The sequence below is a fragment of the Bacillus sp. UNC69MF genome, assembly GCF_000746035.1.
Lineage (GTDB): Bacteria > Bacillota > Bacilli > Bacillales > Bacillaceae > Bacillus > Bacillus velezensis.
Map to the genome: position 1 here is coordinate 568000 of NZ_KN050798.1, position 15751 is coordinate 583750.

Below are 15751 nucleotides of genomic sequence, written 5' to 3' on the forward strand. Positions count from 1 at the left end.
TGCCATTTGTAAAGGGGATGAAGATTTTTATGAAAGAAGCCCGTCATATTAGAAAAAAAGTACTTTCTGACATAGAAAGCGGCATCATTTCTTTGGAAGAAGGAGTAAAGCGGATACAGCAGCTTGGTTCTCATTCCGCAGGGGGTAACGGACAGGCGATATATTATCAGACGGTCTGGCAGCGGACAGATCTCAGCATTCATGTAAAAGGCGGCCGACGTGAGGGCAGCCTTTTATTATTTGATAAAAATGAAGATGTGAGTAAAGAACTTGCTGCATTGCATGATACAAGGGTTATCTTGGTTAAGCCGGGGAAAGAGTTTCGAAAAACCGGGGACGGTGTATTTGAAATCGACCCCCGCTCTGAAAGAGATTACATAAACCTGTTAGGATGGCTTATAGAAGAAGAGAAGTCAGATATACGGGAAGCGGTGCATTTGTGGTCAGACATGCCGTTTGAAAAGACAGAGAGAGCGATTCGTGAACAATGCGACAGCGGAGTCTATTCTTTGTTTTTATTACAACAGGCGCTCTTCAAAAATAACTGCCGCAAACCGATCAAGCTGTTATATGGATATTTTTCACATCTTTCTGGAGAACAGCCTCTTTACGCGGCGGCAAGCGGATTTTTGCGGACATTGCAGCTGGAAAATCCGTTAATCTCAGCAAAAAGCATTGAGATGGAGCAGTCAATAGCAGCTGTTCACGCAGCTGATATCATACGCAATGAGCTGAGTGATTTCCAGCCTTCAGATGTAGAGATTCGTTATAAAGACATGCAGCGTTATGTCAAACAGCTCAAAACGTATGAACCCGAAAAAAATTCCCGAAGCGGAGATGTGCCGCTGAGAGAAAATGGAGTATATATTATCGCAGGAGGCGCGGGCGGATTAGGATTTACCTTTGCAGAATATTTGGCTTTTCAAACAAAATGCTGCCTTGTTTTAACGGGGAGATCTCCGCTTTCAGATCATATAAGAAAACAGCTGAGACGATTAGAGGATGCCGGTTCTTCAGCTGTTTATGTTCAGGCTGATATTACCAATAAGGAAGAAGCCGAATATGTAGTCAAAAAAGCCAAAACTTCTTATGGAAAAGTAAACGGGGTCATTCAGGGCGCGGGAATCATCCGTGACTCTTTCCTTCTTAACAAGTCACGAGAGGAATTCGATCAGGTAATCAGACCGAAAGTATTGGGTACGATGTGGCTGAATGATGCTGTTGAGAAAGAAAATCCTGACTTTTTCATTTGCTTCTCCTCTACTTCCGCAGTGTTGGGAAATGTCGGGCAATCTGATTACGCGTTCGGAAACAGTTATATGGATCATTTCATGAATATGCGTTCTGCCCGGAATTCTGATACGATTTCTCTCTCTCTGAACTGGCCGCTGTGGAAAGAAGTCGGCATGCAAGTGGATGAGCGCACGGTAGAGACAATGAAAAAGGCGGGTTTTTATCCTTTAGAAAAAGAGGAAGGTAAAGAAGCGTTTGCAGTCGCATTGTCCTCCGGTTTTTCGCAATTTACTGTATTTTACGGAGATGAGCAAATTGACAATCATGTTCAGCAATTATATGAACGAAAAGACAATATTCAGGCAGATGAAGGAACAGGGAGAAATATCGAATCATTTGATTCAGAGAAACTGAAAGCTGAAACATCTGATTTCATCATCAAAGTGATTGCTGCAGAATTCAGGATGCCTGCGGACAAAATAGATGCAGAAGAGGCATTGGAAAAATACGGACTTGATTCCGTTATGATTATCAATATGACGAATGAGCTTGAAAAACATTTCGGCGCGCTCTCAAAAACGCTGTTATTCGAATATCAGACTGCAGAAGAATTGTCACAGTATTTCGTTGAGGAGCACAGGGATACTCTTCTTCATAAACTCCGGTTAGGAGAAAACGGGAGCAGCACCCCATCTCAGAAGAAAAAAGATCATGAACAGACAGCCGAAGTTAACGGGAAACAGAAAATCCAGATGAAAAATCAGGTGCAGCAGGAGAAGTATCATGACAATGATATCGCGATTATCGGTATCAGCGGACGTTACCCGATGGCAAATGATCTTGATACTCTGTGGGAAAACTTATTGAACGGTAAAGACTGTATAACTGAGATACCTGAGGATCGGTGGGATTCGGGGCTGCACTATCAGCCTGCGGCGGGCGACGAAGTAAAAAACCAAAGCAAATGGGGGGGATTTATTGACGATGTGTATCATTTTGATCCGTTGTTCTTTAATATTTCTCCTGCCGAAGCTGAATTAATTGATCCGCAGGAGAGACTGTTTTTAGAGACGGTTTGGCACACCATAGAAGATGCCGGGTACGCAAAGAAAACGCTTGAACGAAAAAACGTCGGTGTTTTTGCAGGGGTTATGTACGGCCAATATCAGCTGTACAGCGTTGGTCACGAAGCGGCCGTTTCTTCCTCGTATGCATCAATCGCCAACCGGGTATCGTACTACTTTAATTTCAGCGGGCCAAGTATTGCTTTGGACACGATGTGTTCCTCATCATTAACGGCTGTTCATTTTGCCTGTGAAAGTTTAATCAGGAATGAATGTGAAATTGCAATTGCAGGAGGCGTCAATTTATCCATTCATCCTCATAAATATGAACTCCTGACTCAAGGCGGATTTTTATCCAGTGATGGCCGGTGCAGAAGCTTCGGTTCCGGAGGAGACGGCTATGTGCCGGGAGAAGGGACAGGTGCCGTGCTGCTGAAACCTGTGAAAAAGGCTATTGCGGACGGTGATCAGATTTATTCAGTTATTAAGGCAACAGCCATCAACCACGGTGCTAAGACGAATGGATATACCGTGCCGAATCCCAAAGCTCAAAGTGAGGTCATTACGAGAGCCTTAAAAAAAGGATTTATTGATCCAAAAAGCATCAGCTATATAGAAGCTCACGGAACAGGCACCGCGTTAGGAGATCCGATTGAAATCACCGGTCTGACCAGAGCATTTTCAGATGCCGAACGCGATAAGAAAACATGCGCGATCGGATCGATTAAATCAAATATCGGACATCTTGAGGCTGCTGCAGGCATAGCGGGCATTACGAAAGTTATTCTTCAAATGAAACATAAAACGATTGTTCCGTCACTGACTCATTCTGCTGAATTGAATGAAAATATACCGTTTCAAAAAACACCTTTTTATGTACCGGACAGTGCCGAAAAATGGGAGTCATCCGTTCCCAGGCGTGCCGGAATCAGTTCTTTCGGGGCAGGAGGAGCTAATGCCCATGTTATTTTAGAAGAATTTGCGGATGAAGCTATCTCTCCTCTCGCGGCTGAAGAACCTGAACAGCTTTTATTTGTTTTTTCTGCAAAAAATGCCGACAGGCTGGCAGAATATGCAAAACGCGCAAAAGAACATATAGCAGCCAGAGATTATCCATTAGAAACACTTAGAAATACAGCATTTACTTTACAAACCGGCAGAGAAGAAATGCCGCACAGATTGGCTGTTATCGCCTCCACAAGAGATGAATTGCTTAAAGGACTGACAGACTATACTCTCGGAAACGCGACGGATCATATTTTTACAAGCGGCAAAGACACAACAGAAGCTCAAAGGATGAATAAAGCTGAAATTGAAGAAGCAGCCGCAAACAGAGATCTTTTGAAGATTGCTGAATACTGGGTTGGCGGTAACGGGGTAGATTGGCCGTCACTTTATAAAGATGCCACTCTGAGACGGGTATCAGCACCCGGATATCCATTTGCCAAAGAGCTGTGCAGAATAGATGCGCAAAATATGGGAAGCCGCCGGATGAACGTTAATAACGATCTGCATCCTTACATTTCATGCAATATATCTGATTTTAAAGCACAGAAGTTTCTTATCAATGTAAGCGATACCGGTTTGTATATAAAAACAAAGTATCAAGACAAGGAAATGTTTCCGTTTCTCAGCCAGATTGAAATGGCGAGAGCTGCCGGAGCGATGGCTTCAGGGAATCCGATTATTAAATTAACAGAGCTCTCCTTTAGAGAACCGATGTTACAAAGCGGAAGCAATGAGCAGATCCGGATTGTATTAACCCCGGATAATCAGGGTGCATCGTATTCTATAGAAAAACAGAGCGACTCATCCATTTATTCCTCAGGGCGGCTCGAATTAGAAGGCGGGGCGTACGAGAACGGAAATATTCATCTTGAGCCGTTTCTGTCTCAGCGCGCAGACCCCATTCCGTACGAAGCGTTTTATCAGCGGCTTGCCGAATTCGGATACAGCTGCAGTGACAGTCTGAAAGCGGCAGAGCACTGCGTCAGCAGGAACGGACAGGTACTTTTAAAAATAAAAGCAAAGGCCGGGCCGAAAGGGTGCATAATCAAACCGGAAGTTATTGAGAGCGTATATCAAGCCGTCATATACCTTGCGGGGGAAAATGCCGGAGAGCTCCCGGAAAACATTAAAGAATGTACGATTTTTGATCATGAGACTGAACCCGTTTATGTATATGCAGAACAAACTGGAGAAAGCGATTCGGCTTATGATATGTATGTATTAGACAATGCCGGCGGGATTTTGATGGAACTGAGCGGGCTGGTTTTTGGCGAAAAGCCTAATAAAAATGTACGTTTTTATGAGCATAAGTGGGATCAAAAAAACCCTCTGATTGAAATCAAAGATAGGGAGCCAAAAACAATTCTGGTCTTTGCAAAAGATGAAGCACTGGCTGGAGCTCTGAAAAATCAATCAGACAGCCGTGTCATTCTCGTCACGCCGGATCAGCGGCAGATCGATCAGGACCTGCTGACATTCTGTGTAAACCCGGAAGTGACATCAGATTACATTCGTTTATTTGAAGAATTAGAGAAAAAGGGGTTTTCTCCTGATGTCATCTTGCACACGGGAGAAACATTTTACGCGGGTGACCACCTTCTCAGCGGCCTGGAATCAATTTTTTATTTATTAAAAGCTCTGAGCGCCCGCAGTGACGCCTCTCTTTATCTTCATTCTCTGCTTCTTGTTCACTCTTTTAAAGAAGGCGTGAATGATCCGTATACGGGCGCTCTTGCAGGCTGTTTAAAAACGGCAAATATGTTGGTGCCATCCGCAGAGAATGTGAAGTCAATCGGTTTTTCAGAACGTATATCAATTGAAAAAATGGCTGAATTTTGTCTTAACGAAATGGTTTCAGGCGTGGAACGGCAGGCTGAAGAAGTTAAATATATTAATGACAAGAGGTATGTTAAGACATTAAAGGACTATGTATTTAATCATACAGAGCACTCTCATCAGCTGAAACAGGAAGGGATTTACCTCATAACGGGCGGTTTGGGCGGTCTGGGCCTGATTTTCGCAAAATATTTGGCCTCTCAATATCAAGCAAAATTAGTATTGACGGGAAGGTCACCGTTAACAGCTGATAAACGCCATAACATTGACCGGCTGCAGGCGCTTGGAGGAGATGCGGTATATTATCAAGCTGATGCCGCAGATCAAAAGACGATGGGACGGGTCATAGAAGAAACGAAACGGACTTGGGGCTCTATTCAAGGCGTTATTCATTCAGCTGGTCATGCCGATGATCGGTTATTTACAGAGATGAATCTGGCTGATTTTTCAGATGGCATGACTGCTAAAATTGAAGGCACGGTATGTTTAGATGAATTAACGAAAGATGAGCCGCTTGATTTCTTTATCGTATTTTCTTCTATTTCTTCGGTCTTCGGAGATTTTGGACAGGTTAACTATGCGTTGGGCAATTATTTTCAAGATCAATATATAAATTGGAGATCCGAACAGAGCCGCCGGCAAGAGAGACAAGGCAAGAGCATTTCGATTAACTGGCCGTTGTGGCGTAAAGGCGGAATGCATTTAAACAAAGAAGCGGAAGAAGCATATCTTTCCGCATCCGGGTTTGATTATTTGGAAACGGAAGAAGGGATAGCGGCTTTTGAGACGATTTTGGCAAGTGACTGTCCGCAAATTTCGGTTGTTACCGGGGATGCCGAAACGACACCAGCAAGAAAAGATCTGCCGCATCAAAAAGTAAATACGCTTCCGGTTCGTCAAGAGGAAATTTCTTATACAGCACCGGCTTATACAGACAATGTCCTGGAAGAACTGAAGCAAATGGTGTCGGAATTATTGAAAATTAACATTGAACAGCTGGATACGGCAGAGAATTTCGGCAATCTCGGCTTTGATTCTATCAGTTTGAAAACATTAGCTGTCCGACTGAATAAAAAATACAAACTTAAGCTGACACCTGCCGTTTTCTTTACTTACAGCCATATTAAGTCTCTTTCAGAATTTCTAAACAGTGAACTGCGTACTGTTGCAAAAGGGAATACAGATGCAGAAAAAAACATTTCTGAAAAAAGGAAAGTAGTGCACGCTGGGAAAACCACCGGGAAAACCGTGAAGCCGCCGCGAAGTTTTCCGTTTGAAAAAAAGACAACAAGACAGGCTGACCATCATCCAGAGAAGCAGCCAGTTGCCATTATCGGGATGAGTTGTGTTTTTCCGGGAGCAAAAAATGCAGATGAGTTTTGGATCAATTTAATCAATGAAAAAGATTTGATTCAGGAAATTCCCCCGGATCGCTGGGATTGGAAAAAATACGCCGAAGGCAAAGGAAGCAGCGAAGTACATTCGAAATGGGGCGGCTTTATCACAGATGCCGATAAATTCGATGAGGCGTTTTTCAATATTAATCCGCGGGAAGCAGAACTCATGGATCCTCAGCACAGAATTTATTTGCAGGAGACCTGGAAAGCGATAGAAGATGCGGGTTACAAAGCTTCAAAGCTGTCTGGCAAAAATATCGGGGTGTTTACGGGCATTCAATTTAATGATTACCGCCAGCTGCTGATGAGGCATTCGGACGGGGCGCATGCGTTTGCGGGAACCGGAAACAGCCAGGCGCTCATCAGCAATCGTGTATCCCATTATTTTAATTTCAGAGGTCCGAGTGAGTCCATTGATACAGCCTGCTCAAGCAGTCTTGTAGCAATCCACAGAGCTGTGCGCTCGATTCAAAATGGTGAAAGTGAGCTGGCGGTAGCAGGCGGGGTTTCGCTGCTCTTAGATCCAGTCACGCATATGTATACTGATAAACTCGGTATTTTGTCTAGGGACGGCCGGTGTAAGACGTTTGATAAACTTGCCGACGGTTATGTCCGCGGTGAAGGTGCAGCTGTTCTGTTATTGAAACCATTGCAAGCGGCAATGAATGACAGAGACAATATTTACGGAGTTCTGAGAGGAACCGGAGAAAATCACGGAGGAAGATCTGCTTCATTGACCGCTCCGAACCCGGAAGCTCAGGCAGAACTGTTAACGTCTGTTTACAAAAATGCCGATATTCCTGTTGATACGATATCTTACATTGAAGCACACGGAACCGGGACAGAACTGGGAGATCCGATTGAGATTGAAGGCTTGAAAAAAGCGTTTGGATCTTTTGAGCCGCATTCAGGAAAGAATCATGATCAATATTGCGGCATCGGTTCAGTAAAAACGAATATCGGTCATTTAGAGCCCGCCTCTGGAATGCCGGGGCTGATTAAAGTATTACTATCCATGAAGTATAAAACATTGCCTGCCACACTACATGTCAATGAACTGAACCCTTACATTCAATTAAGCGGAACACCGTTTCATATTGTCAATAAAACTATGAAGTGGGCCAGATTAAAAGATCGAAAAGGAAATGAAATTCCGCGCCGCGCCGGAGTCAGTTCCTTTGGATTCGGCGGGGCAAATGCTCATGTCATCGTGGAAGAATTCGAATACGGACAAGATAAAGCAGTAACTGGCGAGCGGGAACAAATCATTGTTCTATCGGCCAAAACAAAGGAAAGACTGATGGTTAAAGCCAAAGAGTTAACAACGTTTTTACATGAAGAACTATCAGTTCAATTCAGTCAGCAAGAGGTGCAGGAACGTGATTTGCAAGAGGCGGTTCGGGAAGCGGCAGCAGGTATCCTGCGTTTAGATACCGCAGATATAGATGCAAAGACACCTCTTTCGGAATTCGGATTTGATCCGTTGGCTTATTCTGAATTAATCTCTTTTATAAACCAAATGTACGGCACAGAAATATCACTTGACATATTTCAGGAATTAAAGACACTGAGCGAGCTGTGCCGCTATATCAGCAGCATCCGGAATCGATCAGCTGATAAACCGTATAACGGCAATTTTAGAGAAAAGTCCGGAATCGGTCTTGAAGAAATAGCATATACGCTGCAAACCGGAAGGGAACCATTTGAATGCCGCCTTGCGATCACTTGCTCGAATACCGGAGATCTTCTTGAAAAATTAAACGGTTACATTCAGGGGAGCAGGCTGCAAGGTGTTTATGAAGGAAATGTAACGGATTTTGATAGTCTGTACGCTCCTTTATTCGGCGGCCCCGAAGGTCATGCATATGTACAATCACTGATTCAGCAAAACAAGCCGGCCAAACTGGCTCAGTTGTGGACGATCGGTTGTGAAATCAGCTGGGAAGACTTGTATGAGGAGGAACTCAAACCGGTTAAACTGTCTCTTCCTCTCTATCCTTTCAGCAAGAACAGACATTGGATTCATTTAAATAAAGATGAAGCGCAGAAAGCTGAGGCTTTCTCGAACACTGAGCTTCACAACTCAAATAAAGATACAGCAGATGGAGAAATCATGTCGCTTCTTGAAAAAGCACAAACAGGTGAGATGAATACGAAAGAGACGTCAGAGCTGATAGAGGAGTTGCTTTTCCATGAATGAAAAAACGATGCAAATTGAGCAAATCGTGAAAAAGGTGAAAGAATGCAGCCTGACACCTGAAGAAGGGCTGGAATTAATTAAGAGCTTGGGGAAAACCCATCTATATGAAATGGTATGGGATAGACATGCATTTAAAGGCAGTAAAAAATTCCCGCATACGAAAGAGCCAATTTTATTTTTTTGCGAAGACGACAGCATGTATACCGTAATGAAGAAACAGCTTGAAGGTTATGAGGCGCCTTTCATTTACGTGACTTCCGGCGAGCGTTTCGAAGATTGCCGGAACGGTCGTTTTACAATGAACTTTGCAAAAGGTGAGGATTATGACGCGTTATGCGGGGTTCTGCGTTCTCAAAATATAAGACCCCGCCATATTATTCATTTTTTGGCTGCCGGGCTCTTCAAAAATACAGAAGATGCAATGAGAAAGCAGCTCAATAAAAGTCTGTATTCCTTGTTTCAAATGTTTCAGGCCTTCATGGCGAACAAACTTTGTCCGAAAGCAGAAATTTTGTATCTGTATGAAAATGCCGAGGGCGAGGTTCAGCCGATTTATAACGCGGTTGAAAGTTTTCTTAAGACCGTACAGGCCGAAAATCCGAATTTCACATGTAAGGCTGCAGAGCTGAAATCAATGTTTGACGAGCCGTTTACAAAGCAGCATATTGCAGATGTCATCTCTTTTGAATGGAACAATCAATGTAAGACGGACCACTTTACCTGCTATGAGCCGAGGCATTATTATAAAAGGCAGCTTCAAAGAGTAAAAAAAGAAGTTGGGGAGAAACATAGTTTCAGTGTAAAAAAGAACGGTGTGTATTTAATTACGGGAGGAGCCGGCGGTCTCGGGTATCTGTTTGCGGAATATCTGGCGAAACAGGCAGAAGTCAAGCTGATATTAACCGGGCGTTCCCCGGCCTCCCGTGAAACGGCGCAAAAATTAAGCGCTCTTGAAAATCTCGGCGCTGAAGCCTTATATGTCCCGGCAGATATTTCAAAGGAAAAAGAGACGGACGCTTTGATTAAGCACATTAAGCAGACATTCGGAGAATTAAACGGAATTTTGCACAGTGCCGGACTTGTTAAGGATGCATTTATCATAAAAAAAACGAAAGAAAGCATAGAAGAAGTTATAGCGCCTAAAGTATTCGGAACCGTTTGGCTGGATAAAGCAGCTGAAGAAGAGCCTCTAGATTTCTTCGTTATGTTTTCATCCCTTTCGGCCGTTCTGCCTAATGCGGGTCAAAGCGACTACGCCTTCGCTAACGGATGTATGGACGGATTCACCCAGTATCGAAGCATTAAAGGACGTCCCGGGAAAACACTTTCTATTAATTGGCCGTTATGGGATGCGGGCAATATGACAGTCGGGCCGGGAGAGCTGCAGGCTTTAAGACATGCAGGGCTGGCACTTTTATCCGCCCAAGCAGGGCTTGCCGCTTTTCAGGACAGTATGAGCCGCTCTGCTTCTCAGCTGGCTGTTATCAGCGGAGACAAAGATAGAATAAGTGAATTACTCTCAACTGACCATAAAAAGATAGAGACTGTGCCTGAAAACAACAGTAACCTGCCGCAATTACATGAAAAAGATCTGAAAAAGCAAACGGTCCGTCTTTTGACAGAGATCGTCGGAGCGGAAACGGGAAGACCGGCGGACAGTATTTTACCCGAGGATACGTTTGACCGTTACGGAATTGATTCTCTAACGATTTTAGGTCTTAACTCTCGTCTGGAAAAATATTTTGGAAGAGTGTCTAAGACTCTTTTCTTTGAATACAGCAGTGTTGAAGAGCTGTCAGAGTATTTTCTTGAACACTATCAGCATGAGTTGCAGAAGGCGTTTTTACCGGCAGCCGAACAGCGAATTGATCATTCGGCTCCGGCGAAACGGGAGAAGCTTTCCGTTTCCCGCATACCATCCGCACCTTCCGAGGAAGATATTGCGATTATCGGTATAGCCGGCCGCTACCCGATGGCGAAGGATGTGGAAGAGTTTTGGGAAAATATTTCTTCCGGAAAAGATTGTATAACGGAAATACCGAAAGAGCGCTGGGATTTTCGGAAATATTATCACACAGGTGACAATGCCCGTCATGACAGCAAATGGGGAGGTTTTATAAAAGACGCTGATAAATTCGATCCGCTGTTCTTCTCAATTTCGCCTCGTGATGCCGAGTTAATTGATCCTCAGGAACGGTTATTTTTAGAGACAGCATGGCACACGTTTGAAGATGCGGGTTACACAAAGAAAAAGTTGAAACGGCATAAGACAGGTGTATTTGTCGGTGTCACCTACAGCCACTATCAGTTATTTGCAGCCGGTGCTTCAGATGATGAGGAACGTCAGGCGCTCCTGTCTTCTTATTCGTCTATCGCAAACCGGGTGTCATATTTCTTTGACCTGCACGGACCCAGCCTTGCAATTGATACAATGTGTTCTTCTTCACTTTCTGCTGTTCATTTTGCATGTGAAAGTATAAAAAGAGGAGAATCCACCCTCGCCATAGCCGGAGGCGTGAATTTATCCTTACACCCGGATAAATATACTTTACTTTCACAAAATCATTTTGTTTCAAGCGATGGGCGCTGCAGAAGCTTTGGAGCGGGAGGAGACGGATATGTGCCGGGAGAAGGAGTCGGGGCCGTTCTTTTGAAATCGCTTTCTGTCGCGAAGGCTGACGGGGACAGGATTTACGGTGTGATTAAGGGAACATCTGTAAATCACGGCGGAAAAACAAACGGATACACTGTGCCAAATCCGGGCGAGCAGGCAAACGTCATCAGTGAAACTCTTGATAAGGCGGGGATTGATGCAGACAGCATAAGTTATATTGAAGCGCATGGCACCGGGACATCTTTGGGAGACCCGATTGAAATTTCAGGTTTAACCAAAGCTTTGCACAGCTCGAAAAGCGATTATCGTTGTGCAATTGGTTCGGTTAAGTCAAATATCGGACACCTAGAGGCTGCGGCGGGAATTGCTTCTATTACAAAAGTGCTGATGCAAATGAAGTATAAACAGCTTGCTCCTTCCCTTCATTCCGATAACTTAAATCCTAATATTGATTTTGAGGAAACACCGTTTTACGTGCAGTCTGAACTGACCGATTGGGAGACGCCGCAAAATCAAGCCAGAAGGTCAGGCATCAGTTCTTTCGGCGCTGGAGGATCTAATGCCCACATTATCATCGAAGAGTATAAGAATGAAGAAAAGATGGAAACGGTAAAGAGCAACAAGACGCAAATTATTCTGCTTTCTGCCAAAAATGAAGAACGGCTCAGACTCTTAATTGATGCATATATAAATGAACTGGAGCCAAAAACGTCACTAGCTGATGCCGCGTACACTTCGCAGACCGGGAGAAACGCTATGGAAGAGCGGCTCGCTGTTGAGGTTAGCAGCATTGACGATCTTCGCAATAAGCTGATGATGTATTTGCGGTCAGATCATAAGTTAAACGGTTTATATAGGGGAAAGGCCCGCCGAGGCGCTGGTCAAAAGAATGCCCTGTCAGCCGCCCACTTTAAAAGTGCAAGAGAAATGGCCATTCACTGGGTGAACGGAGGAGACGTTCAATGGGAAGAGATGTACACTGCGGAATTACCGAAGCTTATCTCTCTTCCCGCATATCCTTTTGAACGGAACAGATATTGGGTGCCTGCCGCAAAAGCTGCACAGAAACAGAAAAAAACAGGTGTACCGCAGAGTCTGCCCCATGCACCGACTGACTTATCATTTGATGTATTAAAAAAAGCGTGGAAAAAACAAAAGGCTGCGCCTTCCGCTTTTACGAAAGGACAGGTGATGATCCTGGCTAATAGTGAAAGTGAGCGGCTTGCATTCGAATTGTTTGATTCAGATCCTCTGATTGAATCCGCTGTCATTTGTGCAGATAACTGGGATCATTCGGATGGGGAAGCCAAAAAAACGGCTCTAGCGGTCATAGAAGAAAATCCGGAAATCATCGGCATGATTGACCTGTCAGATTTGCGGAGTGATCAAAACGGGGCACGCACCGGCACAATCGGGAAGCTGACACTGCTGCAGGAAATCATAAAGACACGTAAACAGCTTTTCGTTTTACATGTGACCAGAGGGCTGCAGACATTTCTGAATGACAAGCCGTCGTTAGCCGGAGCCGAAACAGCCGGACTATATAAAATGCTGAGTGCGGAGTATCAAAAGATAAAATCAAAAACAATAGATGTAGACGGTCATGTCGGGACTGCGGCGGAATTGAGACAGGTAATCACAGATGAAGCTTACGCTGACGGGCTGTATAGTGAAATCTGCTACCGGAACGGTGAACGTTATATTCCATACGTCGAAAAATTACATGCAGCGGAAATAAACCGGAAACTATCCGGTCTGCCAGTATGCCGTACGGATCAAACCCTGATTATTACAGGGGGAACAAGAGGGATCGGAGCAGAACTTGCCAGACATTATGCCGGCAAGGGAGTCAAAAAACTTGTGTTGATGGGAGTAACCGACCTTCCGGAATCTGATAAAATAGCCGGCATGTTAAAAGACACCGATGAAAAGTCACCTCTTTATTCGAAATTACAACTGCTGCATGAGTTGGATCAAAAGGGAGTTCAGGTGGAAGTGTATTCCGGGCCGCTCACGGAAAAAGAAACATTACATCGCTTCTTTTCAGAGGTGAGACTGAAGTTCGGCAAAATCGGCGGGGTCATTCATTGCGCTGGTGCAGCCAATCATTCGAATCCGGCTTTTATTCATAAATCTGATCAAGAAATAAGAGAAGTATTTGAGCCAAAGGTGCAGGGGATGCAGGTACTTCATGACATTTTTATTGATGACAAACTTGATTTCTTCATTTTGTTTTCATCTGTTGCGAGCGCCTTTCCTTTATTAGGCGCCGGAACAAGTGACTATGCCGCGGCGAACGCTTTTATGGATTACTTTGCGGCGTATCAGCATGCAGCCGGCAGAACATATTATCAATCAATTAACTGGCCGAGCTGGAAGGACATTGGGATGGGCGAGGTGACAAGTCCATCATATCAGGCACTTGGTTTACTTTCACACTCAACAGAAACAGGTATTGCCATGCTGGATGAAATGATGACGATAAACGGATACCCATGCCTTATACCGGCAAAGACACATCCGGAGAAGTTCATGCTGCAGCAGCTGCTCCAGACAAGAATTCAAGCTGCTAAAAATAACCCGGATGCTGAGGAAAAAGTGATTTCTGGTCAGGGAGACAATGAAGCTATAATTAGGAAGTTAATGGAGATTTTTTCTGCGGAGCTGAAAATACCTTACGGGAATTTAGATCAGGATACGTCTTTTGCGGATTACGGAGTTGATTCAATCTTACTGGTTCAGCTTGTCAAAAAAGCGGAAGATGCATTTCAAATAAAAATTGAACCATCAGCTTTTCTGGAGTATCCGAGTTTTTCACAACTGGGCGTCTATTTAAACGAATTATTTGCAAGTGAGGGGATCAGTCCTCAAATTGATTCAGAAAACATTGAGGTTCGGAAAAAAGAGCAACATATAAATCAAAATGCTTCCGAAGTACGGGACAGCGGATCTCAAATACAACAAACCAGTCTGAACCAAATCGCTATTATCGGAATGGGCTGTGAGTTTCCGGATGCTCCGGACACAGAAACGTTCTGGACAAACTTGAAGAAAGGACAAAATAGTGTCCGCGAAGTCCCGGCGTCGCGATGGGATATTTCTTCATACTACTCTGACACCTATGAAAAGGGAAAAAGTATCAGTAAGTGGGGCGGATTTCTTCAAGATATTGAGTCTTTCGATCCCGCGTTTTTTAATATGAACAAAAGTGAGGCATCAGAGCTTGATCCGTTAATCAAAAAATGCCTTGAGGTCAGTGTCCAGACATTGAGAGACGGCGGCTATACAAAAGAAGAAGTATCAAACAAAGAAGTCGGCGTCTTCATCGGTTCGCGAACCGGGACGTTTATGTCCAAAATAGGTTCCCCTTCAAAAAATACGATCGTGGGTATAGGACAAAATTTCATAGGCGCGCATATCTCACACTTTTTTAATCTGAAAGGACCGAATCTGGTTGTAGACACGGCTTGTTCTTCTTCATTGGTCAGCGTCCATCTCGCTTGTCAAAGCCTGATGTCAAAAGAGTCAGATATGGCGATTGCGGGCGGAGTTGACATTTTGCTGGATCAAAAGCCTTACGTCATGCTGAGTGAGGCTCGGGCGCTTTCACCTGAAGGAAAATGTCATACATTTGATGAGAAGGCAGATGGCTTTGTACCGGGAGAGGGATGCGGCGCAGTCCTTTTGAAAAGACTTGATGACGCCCTTGCCGAAGGTGACAGAATTTACGCGGTAATTGACTCATCCGCGGTTAATAATGACGGACAGACAATGGGAATGACAACACCTAATCCGAAAGCGCAAAGCGCAGTGATAAAAAAAGCCCTGAAAAAAGGCGGAATTGATGCAGATACTCTCAGTTATGTCGAGACGCATGGCACCGGTACGATGATAGGAGATCCGATTGAATTAAAAGCGCTGACAGAAGTGTTCCGGGAGGTTACGGAAGAAACGCAATTTTGCGGAGTAGGCAGCGTAAAAACGAATTTCGGACATTTAATGAGCGCAGCGGGGATAGCGAGTATTATAAAGGTTGCCTTATCCATAAAAAATCAGATGCTCCCGCCGACATTACATTGTAAAACGCCAAATCCGCGTTTTAAATTTGATCAGTCGCCATTCTTTCCGAACACGTCTTTAAAAGAATGGCGTCCCAGAAAAGGGGTTTTGAGAGCCGGAATCAGTTCTTTTGGATTCGGGGGCACGAACGCACATATGATATTGAGCGACAGCCATCTCACATTAGGATATGGAGAGACAAAAAGACACCCGCTTTCTCCGGTTATATTCAATAAGGAACAATGCTGGATCGACAATGGAGAAACTCCAGAAAAGGAAGAGTCAGAATTGCTGATTCCTTTACTTGATTTCAAAGAATTATAAAGAAAAGAAAAGGAAT

2 protein-coding genes are annotated in these 15751 nt (G+C 44.2%); both read left to right on the forward strand.

The window, feature by feature from the left end; all coding sequences use genetic code 11:
- Positions 1 to 29 precede the first annotated feature (29 nt).
- Positions 30 to 8738 carry a type I polyketide synthase gene (locus BR62_RS0115065; protein ID WP_032871388.1) on the forward strand — a complete coding sequence of 2903 codons (8709 nt, stop codon included), beginning with the start codon at positions 30 to 32 and terminating at the stop codon, positions 8736 to 8738.
- Entirely contained in the window at positions 8731 to 15735 is a 7005-nt protein-coding gene (locus BR62_RS0115070) for an SDR family NAD(P)-dependent oxidoreductase (protein WP_032871390.1), read from the forward strand. Before BR62_RS0115065 ends, BR62_RS0115070 begins: the two co-directional genes overlap by 8 nt.
- Positions 15736 to 15751 lie beyond the last annotated feature (16 nt).

Coding starts and splice junctions, on each gene's coding strand:
- BR62_RS0115065 (WP_032871388.1), top strand. CDS start 30: ATGAAAGAAGCCCGTCATATTAGAAAAAAAGTACTTTCTGACATAGAA.
- BR62_RS0115070 (WP_032871390.1), top strand. CDS start 8,731: ATGAATGAAAAAACGATGCAAATTGAGCAAATCGTGAAAAAGGTGAAA.